This is a genomic window from Actinokineospora inagensis DSM 44258 (assembly GCF_000482865.1).
Lineage (GTDB): Bacteria > Actinomycetota > Actinomycetes > Mycobacteriales > Pseudonocardiaceae > Actinokineospora > Actinokineospora inagensis.
Window position 1 is genome coordinate 1 of the sequence record NZ_AXWW01000013.1, and the last position, 21,608, is coordinate 21,608.

At 70.8% G+C, this 21,608-nt stretch carries 22 protein-coding genes; 9 read left to right on the forward strand and 13 right to left on the reverse strand.

The window, feature by feature from the left end:
* Positions 1–659 precede the first annotated feature (659 nt).
* Entirely contained in the window at positions 660–2,081 is a 1,422-nt protein-coding gene (locus H504_RS0103955; RefSeq protein ID WP_035303264.1) for a M20/M25/M40 family metallo-hydrolase, read from the reverse strand.
* Between the two features lie 443 nt (positions 2,082–2,524).
* On the opposite strand from H504_RS0103955, the gene pdhA reads away from it, so the two are divergent.
* The 4 genes from pdhA to H504_RS0103975 all read left to right on the forward strand — a co-directional run bounded on the left by pdhA (position 2,525) and on the right by H504_RS0103975 (position 6,777).
* Positions 2,525–3,730 carry a pyruvate dehydrogenase (acetyl-transferring) E1 component subunit alpha gene (pdhA, locus tag H504_RS0103960; protein WP_026421715.1) on the forward strand — a complete coding sequence of 402 codons (1,206 nt, stop codon included), beginning with the start codon at positions 2,525–2,527 and terminating at the stop codon, positions 3,728–3,730.
* Positions 3,730–4,758 carry an alpha-ketoacid dehydrogenase subunit beta gene (locus tag H504_RS0103965; RefSeq protein WP_026421716.1) on the forward strand — a complete coding sequence of 343 codons (1,029 nt, stop codon included), beginning with the start codon at positions 3,730–3,732 and terminating at the stop codon, positions 4,756–4,758. The genes pdhA and H504_RS0103965 overlap by 1 nt, the downstream gene beginning before the upstream one ends.
* Positions 4,759–4,761: 3 nt before the next feature.
* Entirely contained in the window at positions 4,762–6,165 is a 1,404-nt protein-coding gene (locus tag H504_RS0103970) for a dihydrolipoamide acetyltransferase family protein (protein WP_026421717.1), read from the forward strand.
* A gap of 78 nt (positions 6,166–6,243) precedes the next feature.
* Positions 6,244–6,777 carry a DinB family protein gene (locus H504_RS0103975; protein ID WP_245614067.1) on the forward strand — a complete coding sequence of 178 codons (534 nt, stop codon included), beginning with the start codon at positions 6,244–6,246 and terminating at the stop codon, positions 6,775–6,777.
* Here the strand turns inward: H504_RS0103975 and H504_RS0103980 are convergent.
* Positions 6,764–7,414 carry a TetR/AcrR family transcriptional regulator gene (locus H504_RS0103980; protein ID WP_026421719.1) on the reverse strand — a complete coding sequence of 217 codons (651 nt, stop codon included), beginning with the start codon at positions 7,412–7,414 and terminating at the stop codon, positions 6,764–6,766. The two genes, H504_RS0103975 and H504_RS0103980, sit on opposite strands and share 14 nt — an antisense overlap.
* A gap of 124 nt (positions 7,415–7,538) precedes the next feature.
* On the opposite strand from H504_RS0103980, the gene H504_RS0103985 reads away from it, so the two are divergent.
* Entirely contained in the window at positions 7,539–8,090 is a 552-nt protein-coding gene (locus H504_RS0103985) for an SCP2 sterol-binding domain-containing protein (protein ID WP_026421720.1), read from the forward strand.
* Between the two features lie 50 nt (positions 8,091–8,140).
* Positions 8,141–8,668 (forward strand): hypothetical protein, encoded by a 528-nt coding sequence (locus H504_RS0103990; protein WP_026421721.1) that lies wholly within the window; start codon positions 8,141–8,143, stop codon positions 8,666–8,668.
* Here H504_RS0103990 and H504_RS0103995 read toward each other — a convergent pair.
* Together H504_RS0103995 and H504_RS0104000 are read right to left on the reverse strand one after the other, a co-directional pair.
* Entirely contained in the window at positions 8,665–9,492 is an 828-nt protein-coding gene (locus H504_RS0103995) for a MaoC/PaaZ C-terminal domain-containing protein (RefSeq protein WP_035303266.1), read from the reverse strand. The genes H504_RS0103990 and H504_RS0103995 overlap by 4 nt on opposite strands.
* The gene (locus tag H504_RS0104000) at positions 9,492–10,829 is read right to left on the reverse strand and encodes a 3-oxoacyl-ACP reductase (protein ID WP_026421723.1); all 1,338 of its coding nucleotides are present in this window, start codon (positions 10,827–10,829) and stop codon (positions 9,492–9,494) included. Before H504_RS0104000 ends, H504_RS0103995 begins: the two co-directional genes overlap by 1 nt.
* Positions 10,830–10,937: 108 nt before the next feature.
* On the opposite strand from H504_RS0104000, the gene H504_RS0104005 reads away from it, so the two are divergent.
* Positions 10,938–12,209 (forward strand): acetyl-CoA C-acetyltransferase, encoded by a 1,272-nt coding sequence (locus tag H504_RS0104005; protein WP_051385465.1) that lies wholly within the window; start codon positions 10,938–10,940, stop codon positions 12,207–12,209.
* A 41-nt stretch (positions 12,210–12,250) separates the two neighbouring features.
* On the opposite strand, the gene H504_RS33185 is transcribed toward H504_RS0104005, so the two are convergent.
* The 8 genes from H504_RS33185 to H504_RS0104045 form a co-directional block, all read right to left on the reverse strand.
* Positions 12,251–13,261, reverse strand: coding sequence for a nitric oxide synthase oxygenase (locus tag H504_RS33185; protein WP_035303269.1), 1,011 nt, complete (start codon positions 13,259–13,261; stop codon positions 12,251–12,253).
* A gap of 79 nt (positions 13,262–13,340) precedes the next feature.
* Positions 13,341–13,979 (reverse strand): tRNA (guanosine(46)-N7)-methyltransferase TrmB, encoded by a 639-nt coding sequence (gene trmB, locus H504_RS0104015; protein ID WP_245614072.1) that lies wholly within the window; start codon positions 13,977–13,979, stop codon positions 13,341–13,343.
* A gap of 114 nt (positions 13,980–14,093) precedes the next feature.
* On the reverse strand, positions 14,094–14,663 hold the full coding sequence (locus H504_RS0104020; RefSeq protein WP_026421726.1) for a hypothetical protein: 570 nt from the start codon (positions 14,661–14,663) through the stop codon (positions 14,094–14,096).
* Positions 14,664–14,832: 169 nt separating this feature from the next.
* Positions 14,833–15,585 carry an ABC transporter permease gene (locus tag H504_RS0104025; protein WP_026421727.1) on the reverse strand — a complete coding sequence of 251 codons (753 nt, stop codon included), beginning with the start codon at positions 15,583–15,585 and terminating at the stop codon, positions 14,833–14,835.
* Positions 15,582–16,568: an ABC transporter ATP-binding protein gene (locus H504_RS33190; RefSeq protein ID WP_084467377.1), complete on the reverse strand. Its 987-nt coding sequence runs from the start codon at positions 16,566–16,568 to the stop codon at positions 15,582–15,584. Before H504_RS33190 ends, H504_RS0104025 begins: the two co-directional genes overlap by 4 nt.
* 151 nt (positions 16,569–16,719) lie before the next feature.
* Positions 16,720–17,442, reverse strand: a complete 723-nt coding sequence (locus H504_RS0104035) for an ABC transporter permease (RefSeq protein ID WP_026421728.1) — start codon at positions 17,440–17,442, stop codon at positions 16,720–16,722.
* Positions 17,442–18,206 (reverse strand): ABC transporter permease, encoded by a 765-nt coding sequence (locus H504_RS0104040; protein WP_026421729.1) that lies wholly within the window; start codon positions 18,204–18,206, stop codon positions 17,442–17,444. Before H504_RS0104040 ends, H504_RS0104035 begins: the two co-directional genes overlap by 1 nt.
* 4 nt (positions 18,207–18,210) lie before the next feature.
* Complete coding sequence (locus H504_RS0104045) at positions 18,211–19,155, reverse strand: ABC transporter ATP-binding protein (protein ID WP_026421730.1); 945 nt, start codon at positions 19,153–19,155, stop codon at positions 18,211–18,213.
* Positions 19,156–19,411: 256 nt separating this feature from the next.
* On the opposite strand from H504_RS0104045, the gene H504_RS0104050 reads away from it, so the two are divergent.
* Together H504_RS0104050 and H504_RS0104055 are read left to right on the forward strand one after the other, a co-directional pair.
* Positions 19,412–19,990 (forward strand): TetR/AcrR family transcriptional regulator, encoded by a 579-nt coding sequence (locus H504_RS0104050; RefSeq protein ID WP_026421731.1) that lies wholly within the window; start codon positions 19,412–19,414, stop codon positions 19,988–19,990.
* A 27-nt stretch (positions 19,991–20,017) separates the two neighbouring features.
* A complete protein-coding gene (locus H504_RS0104055) occupies positions 20,018–20,923 on the forward strand; it encodes an SDR family oxidoreductase (protein ID WP_026421732.1) in 906 nt (301 codons plus the stop codon).
* A 12-nt stretch (positions 20,924–20,935) separates the two neighbouring features.
* Here H504_RS0104055 and H504_RS0104060 read toward each other — a convergent pair whose 3' ends face one another.
* Positions 20,936–21,592 (reverse strand): response regulator, encoded by a 657-nt coding sequence (locus H504_RS0104060; protein WP_026421733.1) that lies wholly within the window; start codon positions 21,590–21,592, stop codon positions 20,936–20,938.
* Positions 21,593–21,608: the final 16 nt, after the last annotated feature.

A 21,608-nucleotide genomic window follows, 5' to 3' on the forward strand; every position in this document is an offset into this window, starting at 1 on the left:
GCGAGGCGGGCGTGACGGGTGCGAGGCGGGCGTGACGGGCGCGGGTCAGTGAAGGTGTGGGTCTCGTGTTTGCCGGCGTCGTGACGGGTGATGCGGAAGACCTGTACGGCGGCGGTGTCGTTGACGTTCTCAGGGACGGACGCGGTGTTCGATCCGGCTGCGGACGGGGACTAGGGGTGGCTCCGGTCCAGGCCGCGCGCAGCGGGGGTTGACGGTGAACACGTGGCGACCGCCGCAGCCGGTGACGTGGCGGGACGTGGTCGCAGATGGCGTGCGGGGTGCCCACCGCCCCAAGCGGGTGGGCGAGACTCGACCCAGACGATCAAGCACCGAGGCGATCGGCAAGAGGAACGGCACCCTCACGTGATCGCGCGACCGAGGCACTCCCATGATCGACCCAACCCCGGCCCCCACCCTTCCCGGGGGGCGTCCCCGAGGCCAGTCTACCGGGCAGGCCCGACAGGCAGGGTGGCGTGGATCTTGCCTGTGGATAACTCGGCACCGGATTGTGACAAGTTGTCGCTGGACCAGGGGAGGAGCGGCCACCTGAACGGGTGGAATTCGCGGCCCGACGTGGATACACAGCGGCATCGGCGCAGGTGGAACGCGTCGGCCGCCCCGGCAGACGGGAAGTCTGGCAAGGCGGCCGACAAAGATGACTACGAGCGGGCGTGGGCGTCGAGGAGGTGGGCGACGGCCTCGGTGAGGCGTACGGCTTGTTTCACGTGAAGCCATTCGTTGGGGACGTGGGCGTTGCTGTCCGCGCCGAGGGCTCCGGTGATCACGAACTGGGCGGCCGGGTAGCGGCGGGCCAGCAGGCCCATGAACGGGATCGACCCGCCGAGGCCGACGGTCGCCCACGGGTTGCCGAAGACGTCGGTGGAGACCTGGTCGAGTGCGTCGCGCAGCCAGGGGGCGGGTTGTGGGGCGTTCCAGCCGTCCACGTGTTCGACGCGGCTCAGCTCGACCGTCGCGTTGTACGGGACGTCTACGGTCAGGGCCTCGCGGACGGCTTCGAGCGCCGCGGTCGAGTCGGCAGTGGGGGGCAGGCGGAAGCTCAACGACAACGTGGTGAAGGGGCGGAGGACGTTGCCCGCGTCGACCGGGATGGGGAAGCCATCGGCGCCGATGACGGAAAGGGTGGGGCGCCAACTGTTGTTGAGGATCAGCTCGACCTCGTCGTCGTCCACCGGGCGGGTGTCGGCGTGCAGCGGGAACGTGGTGCGGAAGGCGCCGGGGGTGGCGGCGACGGTGGCCGCGGCCTCGGCGATGCGGTCGTCGGGGATGTCGACGTGCATTTCCTTGATGACGATCTCGCCGCTTTCGGCGTCCTCGATGCGGTCGAGCAGCCGCCGCAGGACGCGGAAAGAGCTCGGGACCACGCCACTCGCGAGACCGGAGTGCTGGCCGGAATCCAGGACCCGAACGGTCACCGTCGCCGAGGCAAGACCGCGCAATGACGTGGTCAGCCACAGGCGCTCGTAGTCGTTACCGCCGGAGTCAAGGCAAACGATCAGGCTGACGTCACCGAGCCTGTCTTCCAGTTGTTCCAGGTACGCGGGCAGGTCGGGGCTACCTGATTCCTCACCGGTTTCCAGGATCACCACGCACCGGCTGTGCGAGCCGCCACCGGCGCGGACAGCCTCGATCGCGGCGGTGGCGGCGTAACCGGCGTAGCCGTCGTCGGCCGCGCCGCGGCCGTAGAGCCTGCCGTCCTTGAGCACCGGCTTCCATGGGCCGAGCCCTTCGGCCCAACCGCCGACCGGCGGCTGTTTGTCGAGGTGGCCGTAGAGCAGCACGGTGCCCTTGTCGTCACCCGTCGCCGGGACGTCGAGGAGGAGAACGGGGGTGCGGTCCGGGAGCTGCACGACCTCGACCTGGGCGCCGGGGATGTCCCTGGCGGCCAGCCACTCGCGCACGTGCTCCACGGCCGCGTCCAGGTGCCCGTTGGTCGCCCACTGGGCGTCGAACATCGGGGAGAGTGCTGGTATGGCGACCAGGTCCGACAGGCTGGGCAGGATCTCTGCTTCCCACGTCTGCCGAACGGTCTGCGCAACGGCGGTCTTGTCCACGGACCCGATCCTGCCACCCGGACCGGCCCGCGACCCGAACGCTTAGGGGTTCATCAGGTTCTACCGGGCAGGGTCGGGGTCGGCGCGCGGGGCGGACCGTTCCCGCACCGCGCCGCGCGCCGCCGAACTGTGATGCAGGTCACCGGCGGGTCACGATCGCTCGCCGACGGGTCCGGCCGGGTCCGCCTGAGCTGCCCCTACCCCCGGCTGTTCTGACCCCCTAACGTCGGGCATCCAAGCGTTTCCGCAGCTCAAAGCACCCCTGTGCACAACTGGACGCACCTTCGCGCTCACTCGTGCACACTCACCCGTGTCAGGATGTGAGAGGAACGCCGTCAGCGCCGACGGTGGCCAACGCCCCAACCCCGATGGCGGTGGCGAACCCGGCGGCGCGTCCGCATGCCGTCGCCATAAGCGACTGCGCGGCACAGACACGACTGAGGAGAACGCGCATGTCGTCTGCAGAACAGTGGACGCACCCGGAACCCCGGGAGGGGCCCGCCGCAACGGCCGCCGCCCCGACAGCAGAGCAGGTGATCGCCGGTTTGCGTGCGACCAGTGAGGGTGGGCCGGAGCTGGTCCAGTTGCTGACGCCGGAGGGCGAGCGGGTCGAGAACCCCGAGTTCGACCGGTACGTCGCCGATGTCACGGCCGAGGACCTGCGCTCGCTCTACCGGGACATGGTCCTGGTCCGCCGGGCCGACCGCGAGGGCAACGCCCTGCAGCGACAGGGTCAACTGGGCATCTGGGTCCCGCTGCTGGGCCAGGAGGCCGCGCAGATCGGCGCCGGGCGGGCGCTGCGCGCGACCGACATGGTGTTCCCCAGCTACCGCGAGCACGGCGTGGCCTGGTGCCGCGACATCAGCCCGAAGGACGTCCTGGGCATCTTCCGCGGCACCGACCACGGCAGTTGGGACTCGCAGGCCAAGCGCTTCCACCCGTACACCATCGTGATCGGCAACCAGGTGCTCAACGCCGCCGGTTACGCGATGGGCCAGCGCTTCGAGGGCAGGGTCGGCGACGACGACGGCGAGGCCACCATGGTCTTCTTCGGCGACGGCGCCACCAGCCAGGGCGATGTGCACGAGGGCTTCGTGTGGGCGGCTGTCTACGACGCGCCGCTGGTGTTCTTCTGCCAGAACAACCAGTGGGCGATCTCCGAGCCGACCGAGCGCCAGTCCCGGTTGCCGCTCTACCAGCGCGCCCGCGGCTACGGCTTCCCCGGCGTGCGGGTCGACGGCAACGACGTGCTGGCCTCGCTCGCGGTGTCCCGGTGGGCGCTCGACGAGTGCAGGCACGGCAACGGCCCGGTGCTGATCGAGGCGTTCACCTACCGGATGGACGCGCACACGACCACCGACGACCCGACCCGCTACCGGCACTCCGACGAGTTGGAGGCCTGGAAGCTGAAGGACCCGATCGAGCGGGTCCGGGTCAACCTGGTCCGGCACGGCGACGCCGACCAGGACTTCTTCGACTCGGTGCAGGCCGAGGCGGACGCGCTGGCCGCGGACCTGCGCGAGTTCTGCTTCACCATGCCGCAGCCGCCGACCGAGCAGATCTTCAACCACGTGTACGCGGAGGCCAGCCCGTACCTCGACGCCCAGCGCGACGAGTTCCTGGCCTACCACGCGAACTTCACCGGAGGTGAGCACTGATGGCCGCACCTGTGATCAACAAACCCGGCGCGGCCACCTCGACGGTCCAGTCGCTCACCCTGGGCAAGGCGCTCAACCTGGGTCTGCGGGCGGCCATGGAGGCCGACCCCAAGGTACTGGTGATGGGTGAGGACGTCGGCAAGCTCGGCGGCGTCTTCCGGATCACCGACGGGCTGCAGAAGGACTTCGGCGAGCACCGCGTGCTGGACACGCCGCTGGCCGAGTCCGGCATCATCGGCACCGCGGTCGGCTTGGCCGTGCGCGGGTTCCGGCCGGTGTGCGAGATCCAGTTCGACGGGTTCATCTTCCCCGGGTTCGACCAGATCGTGTCCCAGGTCGCCAAGCTGCACGCGCGCACCCTGGGTCGGGTGAAGGTGCCGCTGGTGATCCGGGTCCCGTTCGGCGGCGGCATCGGCGCGGTCGAGCACCACTCCGAGTCCCCCGAGTCGTACTTCGCGCACACCGCTGGCCTCAAGGTGGTGTCCTGCTCCAACGCGGTCGACGCGTACTGGATGATCCAGCAGGCGATCCAGTGCGACGACCCGGTGCTGTTCTTCGAGCCCAAGCGGTACTACCACTCCGGGTTCATGAAGGCCGAGGTCGACACGGAGGCCACCCCGGAGCCGCTGTTCGCGTCCAGGGTGGTGCGCCAGGGCAGCACCGCGACGCTGGTCGCCTACGGCCCGTCGGTGAAGGTCGCGGTGGACGCGGCCACCGCCGCCGAGGAGGACGGGCACTCACTGGAGGTCATCGACCTGCGCTCGTTGTCCCCGCTCGACCTGGCCCCGGTGTTCGAGTCGGTGCGCCGCACCGGCCGGCTCGTGGTGGTCAGCGAGGCGCCCGCGGAGGCGTCGCTGACCTCGGAGATCGCCGCGCGGGTGCAGCAGGAGTGCTTCTACTCGCTGGAGGCGCCGGTGCTGCGGGTGACCGGGTTCGACACGCCGTACCCCCCGGCCAAGCTGGAAGAGGAGTTCCTCCCAGACCTGGACCGGGTGCTCGACGCCGTCGACCGCTCGCTGGCGTGGTGACCCGTGCCTGAGTACAAGAGCTTCCCGCTGCCGGACACCGCGGAGGGTTTGACCGAGGCCGAGATCCTGGGCTGGCGCGTCCAGCCGGGGGACACGGTCACGGTGAACCAGATCATCGTCGAGATCGAGACCGCGAAGGCCGCCGTCGAACTGCCCTGCCCGTGGGCTGGTGTGGTCACCGAGCTGCACGTGCAGCCCGGCCAGACCGTGGACGTCGGCACCCCGATCCTGACCATCGACGTCGACCCTGGTGGTGCCGCCGCACCGGCTCCGGCCGCCCCGGCCGCCGCCGCGCCCGCCGAGGAGGAGATGAAGCCGCTGGTCGGCTACGGCTCCAAGGCGGTCACCGCGAAGCGGCGCGCCCGCAGGGGGCCCGCGGTTCCGACCGAGCCCGCGGCCGCCGCGGCGCAGAGCACGGTCGCGGCCTCGTTCGAGCACCGGCAGGGCCCGATCCCGGACGGGCCGCCGCCGGGAACCCCGCTGGTGCCGTCGGTTCCGGTGGTGCCGGACACCCCGGCGGCGCTGATCGACCTGCCCGGCGGGTACGTGCCGCTGGCGAAGCCGCCGGTCCGCAAGCTGGCCAAGGACCTCGGCGTCGACCTGCGGGCGCTGTCCGGCTCCGGCACGAACGGCGTGATCACCCGCGCCGACGTGCAGCAGGCCGCGACCCGGCCCGCCGTTCCCGAACAGGCGCCGTCCACCCGGGAACGCGGTGAGCGGCGGGTGCCGATCAAGGGCGTCCGCAAGGTCACCGCCCAGGCCATGGTGAGCAGCGCCTTCACCGCGCCGCACGTCACGGAGTTCCTGACCGTCGACGTCACGCCGATGATGGAGTTGCGGGCCAGGCTGAAGGACCACCCGGAGTTCCGCGGCGTCAAGCTCACCCCGCTCGCGTTCTGCGCGAAGGCCCTGGTGATGGCGGCCCGCCGGACCCCGGAGGTCAACAGCGCCTGGGACGAGCGGGCCCAGGAGATCGTCTTCAAGGACTACGTGCACCTCGGGATCGCCGCGGCCACCCCGCGCGGCCTGATCGTGCCGAAGATCCGCGACGCCGACACCCTGTCCCTGCGCGACCTCGCGGTCGCCCTGGAGTCGCTGACCACGACCGCGCGCGAGGGCAAGACGCCGCCCGCGGACATGGTCAACGGCACGATCACCATCACCAACGTCGGCGTGTTCGGCGTCGACACGGGGACGCCGATCATCAACCCTGGTGAGTCCGCGATCCTGGCGTTCGGCGCCATCCGGGACACGCCGTGGGTGGTCGACGGGGAGATCAAGGTCCGCAAGGTCTGCCAGTTGGCGCTGAGCTTCGACCACCGCCTGGTGGACGGGCAGCAGGGCTCGGAGTTCCTGGCCGATGTCGGCGCGCTGCTGGCCAACCCGGCGCTGGCCATCACCTACTAGGCGAACCACCGTGATCCGGCCGCGGGAACCCGTTCCCGCGGCCGGTTTTCGTCGGGGGTGGGTTCTAGCGTGGTCGGCATGGAACCTGGGCACGCGATGGACTGGAACACGCAACTCGTCGAGCAACTGGACTGGATGTGGGTCAACCAGTTCCGGCCGCGACTGGACGGCCTCACCGACGACGAGTACCACTGGGAGCCGGTCCCGGACATGTGGGGCGTCCGCTCGACCGGCGACCGGTACGCCTTGGACGGCGGCACCCCCGAGCAGCCCACCACGATCGCCTGGCGGATGGGCCACCTGGTGGGTGTTTTCGCCGACCGCAGCGCGCGCCACTTCAACGGCCCCGCGTTCGACCGCCCCAACCACGACTACGGCGCGACCGCGGGCGAGGGTGTCGCCCAACTCGACTGGGCCTACGAGATCTGGACCGCCGGGGTGCGGTCGCTCGGGGACGCGGGCCTGGACCGACCGTGCGGACCGTCCGAGGGACCTTTCGCGAAGTACCCGCTCAGCACCCTGGTCCTGCACATCAACCGTGAGGCCCTGCACCACGGCGCCGAGATCGCGCTGCTGCGCGACCTCTACCCGCGGCGGCCTATTCGGGCGTAGGGGTCCAGACCGCGCCTTCGACCAGGTCGCCGAACCCCATCCAGACGAGGTTCATCAGCCAGGAGGCGACCACTTTCTCCGGTACCGACGGGTGGTCGAGCCACCAGTCGGCGAGTGACTCGCCCGCGCCGACCAGGGCCGCCGCAAGTGCCTCGGTGGACTTGACGGCGGAGTCGTCGAGGTCGCTCTCGGCGGCGGAGCGGGCCAGCAGCGCGGTGACGAGGGTGATCGCGCGGGCGCGCATGGCCAGCAGTTCCTCGCTGAACGGGCCACCCTGGGAGGTGGCCTGCCGGTGCAGGACGCGCCAACTGGCCCGCTGGTCGCCGACGAACCGGAAGAACGCGCGCAGGCCGTGCCAGAGCTGCATGTCCGGTGGCAGTTCGGCGCGGACCCCGGCGGCGATGGCGGCCATCAGCAGTCCGGCTTCGCGGCGGATGCAGGCGGCGAACAGGTCTTCCTTGTGGCCGAGGTACGCGTAGATCATCGGCTTGGAGACACCAGCGACGTCGGAGATCTCGTCCATCGACGCGTTGTGGTAGCCGTGTTCGGAGAAGACGCGGACGGCGGCGTCGAGGATCTGGCGCTCGCGGACTTCCCGGGGGAGCCGTTTGACCCGCCGCTGCTCGTCGACGCTCACCGCGCACCTCCCTGTTGCCGAGCCAACCTACCCGCCCGTAGCCTACTCAGAAGTAGGTTTCGGGAGGGTGCCATGCCGATGACGGCGAACTTCGGCGTAAATCCTAATGGCTAGGCGACGCCGGGTGGCCGAGCCCATACCGGTCGACGTGGACGCCCTGGCTGACGCGATAGACCCGGCCAGGTTGGACGTCGGCCAGTTCGTTCAGGTCATCGCGGTGCTGCACCTGCTCGGCCAGGTTGGCACCGGGGTCGACCTGGCCGGGATGCGCACCGAGACCTTCCTGCGCTTCCTCGACCGCGCCTCCCGCGACCAGCTCGTCGCCCTCACCGAGCACCCCGAGTTGCGGCCGGTCGTGTTCACCGAGTTGTTCCGCCGCATGTCGGAACACTTCGCGGTTGACCGGGTCGGGTCGCAGCGCGCCGTCGTCCACTGGCGCTTCACCGGCGAGAACGGCGAAGACCGGTTCGAGACGGTTATCGCCGAAGGTAGGTGCGTCACCGGTGTTGACCCCACCGACGACCCGCGCGTGACGGTGACAATCGCGCCAGTGGACTTCTTGCGCGCCATCACCGGTGCGTCCAACCTGCCGATGTTGTTCCTGTCGGGTCGGGTGAGGGTTCAGGGCGACATCGCGTTCGCGGCAAGGCTGATCGGCTACTTCGATCTGCCCTGAACGGGGGACCGGGCGTGACAGACCCACCGTCACCTCAGCACGATAACCACGTGTCGCGTCGCGGTAAGAGCTGGTTCGGTGTGCTGTTCCGCAGCCCGTCCCTGCCCGTACCGCGGCAGGTGCCGCGCACCGCGCTGACCACGATGCGGGGCGCCACCCGGATCGCCGGCCTGCGGATCGCGACCCCGGAGTGGCAGCTCGTCCTCGCCGACCGGGCGCGGTCCGCGATCGCCCCGGACACCTGGTCCCGGTTGGTGGCGATGGACGCCGCGTCGACCTGCACCCGGTTCGCCCAGCTCGCCGACCCGCGCGCAGGGGACGTGCTCGACGGCCTGCTCACGGACCTCTCGCCCGCCCCGCCGGTCCAGGCGGCAACAGATCTCGCCAACCGGCTCCGCGCGCTCGACGCGGTCGATCATGTGGCGCAGGTGCTGCAGGTCCTGGGGGTGTACCTGTGCGCGGCGGGCGGCCGCGACCTGGGTGACTGCCGGTGCCTGCGCGACCTGATCACCGACAACGGGCTCGCCGAGGCGAAGCGGATCTTGCGCGACGGGCTGTCCGAACTGGCATCGACCTAGCTGATCGTCCCGGCCAGATGCGGTTTGGTGGCGTGGGCATCCGTCAGGTCGAACCGCCACCCGTCATCCGTCTCGGCGCTGCGGAAGCCGAGTTTCGCGGGGAGCGACACAGGCAGCTTGAAGCGGACGTCCACGGTGAACGCGTCCGGGAGCAGTCCCTCGAACGCGGCGAGGCAGCGCGCCTTGGTCCACATGCCGTGCGCGATGGCGCGGCGGAAACCGAACAGCCGGGCGGACAACGGGTGCAGGTGGATCGGGTTGTAGTCACCGGAGACCTCGGCGTAGCGCCTACCGGTGTCACCGGGAACCCGCCAGTACGCCGTCGGCTCGGGCAGGTCGGGGCGGGCGTCGCCGCTCGACCCGGTGCCGGGGCCGCGCCGCAGGTAGGTGCTGGTGTCGTGCCAGACCGGGTCGCCCGCGACCGAGACCTCGCTGATCATGTCGAACTGGGTGCCCTTGGCGTGTGGGCGGAGGTTGTCCACGTGCACGCGCAGGTCCAACTTCTCGCCGATCCCCAGCGGTCGGAGTTGGGTGATGCGGTTGGCGACGTGCACCGAGCCCATCAGCGGGAACGGGAAGTCGTTGTCTGTCATCAGTTTGAATTGCATGGGATAGGTCAAGACGTGCGGATAGGTCACCGGGAGTTCGTCGGCAACCCGGAACCCACACACACGGCTGTAGTCAGCGAGGTGCGCTGGGTCTACCTCAACGGCGAAGCGTTCGTACACGCGTGAAGGGAGTTCGCCGCCCCTCTTGGTGAAGCTCGCTAAGAACGCCTTGGGGTATAACGCACTCAGCCGAGGTGACTCGCGTAGCTCGGCCATCACGCCCCCAGCAGGCTCTGGCCGCACACCCGCACGACGTTGCCGTTGACCGCGCCGGACGCCGGATTGGCATACCAGGCAATGGTTTCCGCGACGTCCACCGGCAACCCGCCCTGGGACAGGCTGTTCATCAGCCGCCCCGCCTCGCGGATGAACAACGGCACCGCCGCTGTCATCTTCGTCTCGATAAAACCGGGCGCGACAGCGTTGATCGTCATCCCGCGTTCAGCGAGCACAGGCGCGTACGCGTTAACCATCCCGATTACACCTGCCTTGCTTGTGCCGTAGTTGGTCTGCCCGGTGTTGCCCGCGATACCCGCGATCGACGACACGCCGATGATGCGGCCACCGTCGCGCAACACCCCCTCGGCGAGGAGAGCGTCGTTCACGCGCAGTTGGCTGGCCAGGTTCACCGACAGCACGGCGTCCCAGGCGCCTTCCTTCATGTTCACGAGCTTCTTGTCCCGGGTTATACCGGCGTTGTGCACGACAACGTCGACCCCGCCGTGACGTTCACGCAGGTGCTCGACCAGCCGCGCCGGGGCGTCGGGAGAGGTGATGTCGAGTTGCAACGTGGACCCGCCGACCCGGTTCGCGACCGCCGCCAACTCGTCCCCCTGCGCGGGGATGTCCAGCGTGACAACATGTGCGCCGTCACGGGCCAGCACGTCCGCGATCGACGCGCCGATGCCACGGGACGCGCCGGTCACCAACGCCACCTTGCCCGCCAACGGCTCCGACCAGTCACCCGGCTCGACCGCCGGCCCGCCGTGGCCGCCGATCCGGATCACCTGACCGTCCACATAGGCCGATTTGCCGGACAGCAGGAACCGCAGCGTGGACGCGATCCCCTGCTCCGCACCGGGTTCCACGTACACGAGTTGGGCCGTCGAGCCGCGCACCAGCTCCTTGCCGACCGACCGCACGAACCCTTCCAGCGCCCGCTGGGCCACGATCTCGCCCGCGTCGGCCAGCCGTTCCGGCGGCGTCCCCAGGACCACGACCCGACCGCACGCGCCCAGCGACCGCAGCACGGGGTGGAAGAAGTCGTAGAGCCCACGCAGGTCTTCGACGGCCTTGGCGCCGGTCGCGTCGAACACCAGCGCGGCGTGGCTCGCGGCGGGCGCGGTCAGCACCTCGATCCCGGCGCCCGCGCAGACTGCGGTGACCTGATCACCCAACCGTCCGCCGGGGCAGGCGCCGAGCAGCACCGGACCGTCGAGGCCGGGCGCGCCGAGGCGGTACCGGCGGAGCCTGGTCGGGTTCGGCAGACCGAGCCGCTTGACCAGTGCCCGACCCAGGCCGGAGTTGCTGAACTGCTGGTAGCGGTCGGTCATCCGCGACACTCCCTCATTCACCGGCGAGCTCATCCACCGGCGGGCTAATCTACTGGTGAGTAGGTTACGATGGTAGCGCAGGGCCGGCCCCGCGTTCAGGAGGATGGAATGACCCCCAGTGGCGTGCGCACGGTGGCGGTGCTCGGCGGGAACCGCATCCCGTTCGCCCGGTCGAACGGCCCGTACGCCCGAGCGTCCAACCAGGACATGTTCACCGCCGCGCTGGACGGCCTCGTCGCCCGGTTCGGCCTGCAGGGACAACGACTCGGCGAGGTCGCCGCGGGCGCGGTCCTCAAGCACAGCCGGGATTTCAACCTGACCCGCGAGTGCGTCCTGGGCAGCCGCCTGTCCGCCGAGACCCCCGCGTACGACGTCCAGCAGGCCTGCGGCACCGGTCTGCAGGCGATCATCCAGGCGGCCAACAAGATCGCCCTGGGCCAACTCGACTCCGCCATCGCCGGTGGTGTCGACACGACCAGCGACGCGCCGCTGCAGGTGAACGACGACCTGCGGCGCATCCTCATCGGACTCAACGGCGCCCGCACACTCGGTCAGCGGCTGCGGCTGCTCGGCAAGATCCGTCCCGGGCACATCGTCCCAGACATCCCGCGCAACGCGGAGCCGCGCACTGGGCTGTCCATGGGGGAGCACGCCGCGCTCACCGCCGAGCGGTGGGGAATCGGCCGCGCGGCGCAGGACGAGTTGGCCGCCGCGAGCCACCAGAAGCTCGCCGCCGCCTACGACCGCGGGTTCTTCGACGACCTGGTCACCCCGTTCCAGGGCCTTACCCGCGACCAGAACCTGCGCGCCGACTCCACGGCCGACAAGCTCGCCAAGCTGAAGCCCGTGTTCGGGTCGACGATGACCGCGGGCAACTCGACTCCGCTGTCCGACGGTGCCTCGGCCGTGCTGCTCGCGAGTGAGGAGTGGGCCGCCGCGCGCAGTCTGCCGGTCCTGGCGTACCTCACCTTCAGCGAGACCGCGGCGGTCGACTACGTGCACGGCGACGAGGGCCTGTTGATGGCCCCCGCCTATGCCGTCCCCCGGATGCTCGACCGCGCGGGCCTCGCCTTCGGCGACTTCGACTTCTACGAGGTCCACGAGGCGTTCGCGTCCCAGGTGCTCTCGACGCTCGCGGCCTGGGAGGACCCGGAGTTCTGCAAGACCCGCCTGGGGCTGGCCGAACCGCTCGGCCCGGTCGACCGGTCGAAGCTCAACGTCACCGGGTCGTCGCTGGCGGCAGGGCACCCGTTCGCGGCGACCGGCGGCCGCATCGTGGCCACCCTGGCCAAGCTGCTGCACCAGCGCGGATCCGGCCGCGGCCTGATCTCGATCTGCGCTGCCGGTGGCCAGGGGGTGACCGCTGTATTGGAGAAGTAGCGCTCTCTAGCTCCAACACTAGATATCCGTAGACAACCCGATCAACGCAGGAACGCGGGCCGGTCGTGGTGGTCCCCCGCCGGGAGGTAGACGTCGGCGGAGTGCTCGATGGTGATCCCGGCCACGTCGAACGAGTGCAGGACGGCGCGGTTGAGTTCGAGGGCCACCCGGTCCCGCCAGAGCGTGCGCTCACGCGCGACGTCGAGACCCAGCCGACCGGCGATGGTCGGGGCCAAGCCGTACGCGGCGTCCTCGGCGAGCACGTCCTCCCCGATCGCCCGGCAGATGTAGACACCGTTGTGCGGGGCGGCCGGGTAGTCGATGCCGCCGATGGTCAGCCTGGTGTTCGAGATGACCGGGACGGCGTGCCAGCGGAGACCGAGCTCGGCGAACCACGGCAGCTCCGGGTGGGTCAGCGCGACCTCCAGCACCGCGTCGCGCGGGATGGGGAACAGCCGGACACCCTCGGTGCCGGTCTCGATGACCAGCGGCAGCAGGTCGAACGGGCCGCGGGGGACCGGCGGGCGCCAACCGAGCTTGCCGACCCCGGTGGTGAACTCGATGTAGCGGCGGTCGCCGAGGACGTGCGCGCGTTCCCGGTACCCCGCGTACCGGACCAGTTGGTCGTTGCGGATCCGCGGCCCCGGCCGCCACGGCGAGTCGGGCGCGAACACGCTGACCATCGGCTTGATGGTGCCGGTCCCGGCCGCCATCCGCAGGTGGTGGACGCACTCGGCGGCGACGTCGGGGGCCTCCCTGACCTCGCGCAGGTCGCGCACCAGCAGACCGCGCCACGGGATGCTGTCCGGGCACCAGCCGCTCTCCCGCAGGGCGAGCCGGGCGCCGAAGGCGAGCTCGGCCGGGGTGTGCCGGTAGGTGCCGGTGGCGGCGACCTCGGCGCGGACCTTGGCCAGCCGGGTGTCCAGCGGTCCCGCCTTGGGGCGCGCCCCGTGGAACATGCGGAGGAACTGCTCAGCGGCGCGGAAGACCGTGCTGCCCGCCGGCCGGGTGGAGGTGGGTGGCGGAGCGATGTCGTCGCGCAGGGCGGTCACATCACTGGATATCGGTACTCAAGCGATCAGGCTCGACTACTCGGACGTGTGGTCCTCACCGACCGCCTGTCACAGACGGTCAGTCCTTCACTCGTTCGAAGATGAGGTCCCGGCTGATCCGGCCCTCCTCGCGGGCCCGCGACTCGAACTTGGTGACCGGTCGCCACTCGGGTCGCGGCGCCCACCCGTCGAACCGGTTGCGCAGCAGGGGTTCCCCGGTCAGCACTTCGAGCATCTGGTCGGCGTAGTGCGCCCAGTCGGTGGCGCAGTGCAGGGTGCCGCCGGGGGCGAGTCGCGACGCGAGCAGCCGCACGAACTCGGGCTGCACCAGGCGCCGCTTGTGGTGCTTCTTCTTCGGCCACGGGTCCGGGAAGAAGATCCGCACCCCGGACAGCGAGTCGGCCGCGATGTGCTCGGTCAGCAGGACGACGGCGTCACCGAGCAGCAGCCGCAGATTGGTCAGCTCCATCGCCTCGGCGCGCAGCATCAACTGGGCCAGACCGGGCTCGTAGACGTCGACCGCCAGGTAGTTCAGCTCGGGCGCGGCCTTGGCGAGCTGCGAGGTCGTCTCGCCCATGCCAGGGCCGATCTCCAGCAGCAGCGGCGCGGACCGGCCGAACCACGTGTCGGCGTCCAACGGCCCCGCGGCCAGGTCGGCGACCTGCCGCCCCAGCTCCGGCCAGCGCCGGTCCCACGCACGGGCCTGGCCGACGGTCATCCGACCGGCGCGGTGGACGAAGCTGACGACGCCGCGTCTGCGCGGTACCTGGTCGGTCGGTGTCACCCGCCCAGCGTGCCATCCGCCCGGCGCGCGCCGGGCGGCCGGGCAGGCTCAGGCGGCGGGCGCCAGGGACTCCAACCGGGACAGGTTGGCCCGCAGGTCCGGCAGGCCCGCGACCGGGATGGGGGCGGGCTGCGGTCCGGCGTGCACCGGGAACACGTCGACCCAGCCGGTGTGCCGGTGCGTGTGCGCCAGGGTGGTCGGCATACCCGGCTCGGCGAGCGCCCGTTCCGACGGCATGTACTCCCAGTACCCGGAGTCGCCGTCGACGCCCCAGGGCACGAACACCCAGCCCGGTCTGGCGTCGAGCAGCTTGGCGACCCGGTCCTCCACCGCGAAGCCCTCACGGCGGGACCCGAGCTCACCCGCGGCCAGCGCGCGCAGCCACCAGGGGGCGGCCAGCCGCGGCTCGGCGGCGCTCGCGGCGTGGAACAGGGCGAGCACCTGCGGCTCGGGGGCCCGGTGCACCCAGGCCCGGCGGGCTTCCGCGGGCGCGGTGGCGGGGGCCCCGTTGTGCTGTTCCAGGGCTTCCGACCACTCCAGGCCGATCAGCGGCTCCACGTGCAGGCCGCGCTGGGTGGGCACGGTGAGCCGCTTCTGCGAAGCGTTGGCGTCAAGCACCGTCAAGGTCCACCTCCAAGGGTTCCGAGACGGGTCCGTGTGTCCATCTGACCCCGGGGAGCTGACCGGCGTCTGTAACGTGTGTGCGGTCTCACACCTACTTAACGTGGTCTTAATCCTGCTGCTTGTTGTAAGAAACTTCGCCCACGGGCACCAGGGTCGGAAGTCCTCAGGCGTCCCGGCGCACCGCGGCAAAGATTCCCGCACCCAGTACGACCACTGTGATCGCGGCGAAGTACGCCAGGTACGCCCACGGCCCCAGCGGGAGGTTCTGCAGGTCATCGCCCCCGTCCCGGATGCCGAGGAACCGGTCGGCGGCGAAGAACGGCATCCAGTGCTGGATGTCCCGGCCCACCTTGGGGATCACCCCGATCAGGCCCTCCACGAGCAGCGCGTAGACGAGCAGGATCGCCACCGCGCCCGCGGTCTGGCGCACCAGGATGCCGACGCCGAGGGCGAGCGCCCCGGTGAGCGCGAACACGAGCACCTCGCCCGCCACCGACCGCCAGTCGGCCGCGGTCACCAGGTCCAGGTCCGGACCGCTGTGCAGCGCCCGGAAGACAGCCCACGAGCCGAACCCGACGACGGCGCCGATCACCGCGGTCAGCACGACCACCACGGCCGACTTGGCCAGCAGCGCGGCGACCCGCTGCGGGGCGGCCTGGAAGGTGCTGCGGATGGTGCCGAACCGGTACTCGCTGGTGACGGCGAGCGCGGCCAGCACCATCACCACGGCCCGGCCGAGGCTCGCGGTGCCCTGGGTGGCGGCCGGGGTGAACTCGAAGCCGGGCGCGTTGGTGGGGTTGACCTGGGTGGCCAACAGCACGGTGAACCCGACCGGCAGCACGATCGCCAGCAGGCCGCACCACCAGGGTGAGCGGGTGCTCAGCAGCTTGATCCGCTCGGCGGTGAGCAGGCTCATCCGGACGTGACCTCCCCGTTCCCGGCCGGTTCCCCGGCGCGGTGTTCCCCAGCGCCGTGTTCCTCGCTGCGGTGTTCCTCAGTGCGGTATTCGACCGTGTCGCCGGTCAACTGGATGAACGCCTGCTCCAGCGAACCGACCTGCGGGTTCAGCTCGTGCAGCACGATGTTGTTGGCAGCGGCCAACTCCCCGATGGCGGCGCTTGCCACCCCGCCGATCCGCAGCGCGTCGCCGTCCTCGGTGATCTCGGTGATCTCGCTGCCCTCGGCGCGCAGCAGGTCCCGCAACCGGTCGAGCTGAGGGCTGCGGACCAGGACGGTGCTCTCGGTGGCGTGCTCGACGAAGTCCTCGACGGTGCCCTGGTAGATCAGCTTGCCGCGACCGATGACCACCAGGTCTTGCGCGGTGAGGGCCATCTCGGACAGCAGGTGGCTGGAGACGAACACCGTGCGGCCCTCATCGGCCAACCGGTGCATGAACTTGCGGATCCAGAGGATGCCCTCCGGGTCCAGACCGTTGACCGGCTCGTCGAACAGCAACACCCGGGGATCACCGAGCAGCGCGGCGGCGATGCCGAGCCGCTGGGACATGCCGAGGGAGAAACCGCCCGCGCGTTTGCCCGCCACGCCGGTGAGGCCGACCAGGTCCAGCACCTCGTCCACCCTGGCTCGCGGGATCTTGGACGCGGCGGCGAGCCAGCGCAGGTGGTCACGAGCGGACCGGTTGGGGTGCACCCACTTCGCGTCCAGCAGGGCGCCGACGGTGCGCAGCGGCTGGTGCAGGTCGTGGTAGTGCTGACCGTCGATGCGGACGTCGCCCGAGGTGGGGCGGTCCAGGCCGAGGACCATCCGCATGGTGGTCGACTTGCCCGCGCCGTTCGGCCCGAGGAACCCGGTGACCCGGCCCTCCGCGACGGTGAACGACAGGTTGTCGACCGCGACGGTGCGGCCGTAGTGCTTGGTCAGACCGGTCGCCTCGATCATGGCGCCGATCCTGGCACCAATCCGGCGGCGGCGCAGGCGAACCGCGTGGGAAACGGCGGAAACCCGGGTCATCTCCCCGTGATGACCCGGGTTCCCGCATCCCCGAGGTGGGTCCCGCCGTTCCCCGTTCGACCGGCGGGACCGCGGTGGATCAGGCGTCCCGCTTCTCGGCCACCGCCAGCGCGGCGACCAGCAGGACGGCGGCGACACCGGCGAAGTAGGCCAGCGATGCCCACGGGCCGATCGGGCCGGGCACCGTGCTGTCGGTGAAGCGGCTGACCGCGGTGAACGGCATCCAGTTGTGGATGTCCTCGCCGACCCGCGGGATCAACTGGACCAGGTTCTCCACCAGCAGCGGCCAGATCAGCAGGACCGAGATGGCCCCGGCGGACTGGCGGATCAGGGTGCCGACGGCGACCGCGATGACCGCGCCGACGGCGTAGACCAGGCCGAGCCCGGCGACCGCGCGCCAGTCACCGCCGGTGACCAGGTTCATCTCCGGGCCGCCGTCGATGACCCTGGCGGTGATCCAGGAGCCGAACGCGGCGACCTCGCCGATCACCGCGGCCAGCACGGCGACCACGGCGGTCTTGGCCAGCAGCACCGCCGTGCGGTGCGGGACCGCCTGGAAGGTGGCCCGGATGGTGGCGAACCGGTACTCGGTGGTGATCGCCAGCGCGGCCATCACGGTCACGATCATCAGGCCGAACTGGGCGCCGAACTGGCTGTGCCGCACGGTGAGCGGGCCGCCGCTGTGGTTGAGCGCGACCAGCGCGGCGAAGCCGATGGTCATGCCGAGCGCGAGCAGCGTGGACCACCACGGCGAGCGGGTGGTGAACAGCTTGATCCGCTCGGTGGCGAGCAGGGTGGTCATCAGGCGTCCCTCCGGTTGGCGACGGTGACCGCGACCGCGAACAGCACGACGGCGAAGGCGGCGAACGCGGCGATCGCGGGCCACGGGGCGAGCACCGCGTCCGACGGCGGCGGGCCGTGCAGCACGTCGCGCGCGCTGGGGTCGGGGTTCCCGGTGATGAACTTGTTGGCCACGTTGAACGGCAGCCACTTGTGGATCTTGTCGCCGACCTTCGGGATGAGCTGCACCAGCGGCTCGGCCAACTGGGTCCAGATCATCAGGACCGCGATGGCGCCCGCGGAGTGCCGCAGCATCAGGCCGACGGCGACCGCGATGACGGCGGCGACGGCGTAGACCAGGCCGACCCCGGCGATGGCCCGCCAGTCGTAGCTGGAGTTGATCGCCAGGTCCGAGGTGGGCTTGATCAGCTTCGCGATGCCCCACGACCCGAACGCGGCGGCCTCGCCGACGACCCCGGCGAGCAGGGCGACCACGGTGGCCTTGGCGACCAGCGGCGACGGCCTGCGCGGCACGGCGAGGAAGGTGGCCCGGATGGTGGAGAACCGGTACTCGGTGGTGACAGCGAGCGCGGCCATCACCATGATCACGACCAGGCCGAAGCCGTAGCCGAACTGGGTGGCGCTGATGTTCATCGGGTCGGCGGCGTCCGACGTGCCCGCCATCAGCGCGCTGAACCCGATGGTGAGGACGAGCGCGAGCAGTGCGCACCACCACGGTGACCGCGTGGTGAGCAGCTTCATCCGCTCGACGGCGAGGAGGGTCATGTCGTCACTTCCCCGCCGGGACGAGCGTGGCCGGGGTGGCGCCGTCGACGAGGTCCGTGTGGTACTCGACCGAGTCGCCGGTGAGCTGGATGAACGCCTCTTCCAGCGAGCCGCGCTGCGGGCTGAGCTCGTGCAGCACGGTCTGCGTGCGGGCGGCGAGCTCGCCGATGTCGGCGCAGTCCATGCCGGAGACGATGAGGCTGTCGCCCTCGTCCCGGATGGTGACACCGGCGCGACCCAGCTCCGAGCGCAGCGCCGTCAACTGCGGCCCGCGCACCTTGACGGTGTTCTCGGTGGCCATCGCGACGAAGTCCTCGGTGCTGCTCTGCGAGATCAGCTTGCCGCGGCCGATGACGACCAGTTCCTGCGCGGTGAGGGCCATCTCGGACAGCAGGTGGCTGGAGACGAACACCGTGCGGCCCTCATCGGCCAACCGGTGCATGAACTTGCGGATCCAGAGGATGCCCTCCGGGTCCAGACCGTTGACCGGCTCGTCGAACAGCAGCACCTGCGGGTCGCCCAGCAGGGCGGCGGCGATGCCGAGCCGCTGGGACATGCCCAGCGAGAAGCCGCCCGCGCGCTTGTTGGCGACGCCGGTGAGGCCGACCAGGTCCAGCACCTCGTCCACCCGGCCCGCGGACAGGTTGTTCGACCGCGCCATCCACGCCAGGTGGGCGCGGGCCGAGCGGTTCGGGTGCACCCACTTGGCGTCCAGCAGCGCGCCGACGGTGCGCAGCGGCTGGTGCAGGTCGCGGTAGCGCTTGCCGTCGATCAGCGCCGACCCCCCGGTCGGGGTGTCCAGCCCCAGGATCATCCGCATCGTGGTGGACTTCCCGGCGCCGTTCGGGCCGAGGAAGCCGGTCACCCGACCGGTCGGCACCGAGAACGACAGGTTGTCGACCGCCAGTGTGTTGCCGTACCTCTTGGTGAGGCCGACTGCCTCGATCATCTTCTGCTCCTTCTGGCCAATCCCTGTGCGCGAACCGACCCCAGTGCCGATCCGGGCTCCCCCGTTGACCCTGACCATGGTGCCCGGTGCGGACTCGCGTCCGCGTCGTTCTGTGGTCGCCTGCCGGGTCAACTCTGAGTCGTAGCCTCCCGCGTTGGGCCGGTCGGGGATATGGGTGACGACCCTGAGTGCACCCTGATCCGCTTCCCCGGTCCGGATGGGTGACAGGGTTAATGAACCGTGATTCAATAATGGGGTGGCCCGGCCCCGCACGATCACCGACCAGCGCCTGCTCGACGCGGCGCACGCGGTGATCGGCCGAATCGGACCCGGGTTCACCCTGGCCCAGGTCGCCGCGGCGGCCGGGGTCTCGGTGGGGACGGTCGCGAGCCGGTTCGGCTCGAAGGACGGCCTGCTGGTGGCGATCTTCGACCACGCCACCGCCGAGGTCGTCACCACGATGCGCTCGATGGCCGAGGCGGAGCACGACCCGGTCGCCGGACTGCGCGCCGCCGCCGTGGGGACGTACCTGTCCCTGGGCGACGCGGACACTGCGGCCAACCACCTCGGGCAACTCGGACACGACCTGATCGACCCGCGACTACGCGACCGGCTCGGCACGCACTTCGAGGTGATGCGCGCCGAACTGGCCCGCGCCTTCGACCGCGCGCGGCCGCTGCTGCCGGGGGCACCGAGCCCGGACGTGGCGGCACGGGTGCTGTTGTCGCTGGTAAGCGGCGGGTCCCTGGACTGGTCCGTCCGGCCGCGCGGTCGGCTCGTGGACCGCTTGGCCGAAGACGTCGACGCGGTGCTGGACGGCTGGCGCCGAGGATAGGAGGAACAGATGGCTCTGGCAGGTGGACTGGCAGGGAAGGTCGCGGTGGTCACCGGCGCGACCCGGGGCTGCGGTCGGGGCATCGCGGTGGAGTTGGGCGCGGCAGGGGCGACGGTGTACGTCACCGGCCGCAGCACGCGGGAGTCGGCGTCGCCGATGCGGCGGACCGAGACGATCGACGAGACGGCCGAACTGGTGGACGCCGCGGGCGGGGTCGGCGTCCCGGTCCGCTGCGACTTCTCCGTCGTATCCGATGTGGACGCCCTGCGGGACCGGATCGCCGCCGACCACGGCCGGATCGACGTGCTCGTCGACGACGTGTGGGGCGGCGACCAGTTCGTCGAGTTCGGCACGCCGTGGTGGGAGTCCGATCTGGACCAGGGGATCGGCGTGCTGCGCAACGGGATCGAGACGCACCTGGTCACCCTGCACCGGCTGCTGCCGCTGGTGGTGGCCAACCGGGGCGGCCTGGTGGTCGAGGTGACCGACGGCGACAGCGAGGACTACCCGGGACCGGTCGGCCTGCCGTACTTCCTGGTCAAGTCCGGGGTCCGCGCGCTCGGCCGGGCCCTGGGCGCGGAACTGGCCGCGCACGGGGTCACCGGACTGGCCGTCACGCCCGGGTTCCTGCGCTCGGAGATGATGCTGGAGCACTTCGAGGTCACCGAGGACAACTGGCGCGACGGGGTGGCGAAGGACCCGAACTACATCATGGCCGAGTCGCCGCGCTACCTCGGCCGCGCGATCGCCGCGCTGGCCGCCGACCCGGCGGTGTCCCGGTTCGCGGGCAGGACCCTGGCGAGCTGGACCCTGATGCGCGAGTACGGGTTCACCGACGTCGACGGCAGCAAGCCGGACTGGGGCCGCTGGCTGGCCGACGTGGTCACCACCGGCACTGATCCGTCCACAGTGGATGCCAGTGCCTACCGCTGAACCCGGGTACCGCTAGACGTCGCCGGGGCGGACCAGGCCGGTCTCGTAGGCCAGCACCACCGCCTGCACCCGGTCCCGCAGCTCCAGCTTGGCCAGCACCCGGCCGACGTGCGTCTTCACCGTCGCCTCGGACAGGAACAGCTTGCGGGCGATCTCGGTGTTCGACAGGCCCTGGGCCATCAGCACCAGCACCTCGCGCTCCCGCTCGGTCAGCACGTCGAGCACCGAGGCGTCCCGCAGTTCCCCGCCGCCCGGACCGAGGAACCGGTCCAGCAGCCTGCGGGTCACGCTGGGCGACACGACCGCCTCACCGCTGGCCACCGACCGCAGCGCGGACACCAGGTGGTCCGGCGGGGTGTCCTTGAGCAGGAACCCGCTCGCCCCGTTGCGCAGCGCCGACAGCGCGTACTCGTCCAGGTCGAACGTGGTCATCACCAGCACCTTCGAGGTGCCGGCCTCGGTGATCGCCTTGGTCGCCTCGACCCCGTCGAGCACCGGCATCCGGACGTCCATCAGCACCACGTCCGGGCGCAGCCGCTCAGCCAGCTCGATCGCCGCCCGGCCGTCCCCGGCCTCGCCGACGACCTCCATGTCCTCCTGCGCGCCGAGCACCATCCGGAACCCGACCCGCATCAGCTCCTGGTCGTCGACCAGCACCACCCTGATCACGTGCCCCAACTTAGCC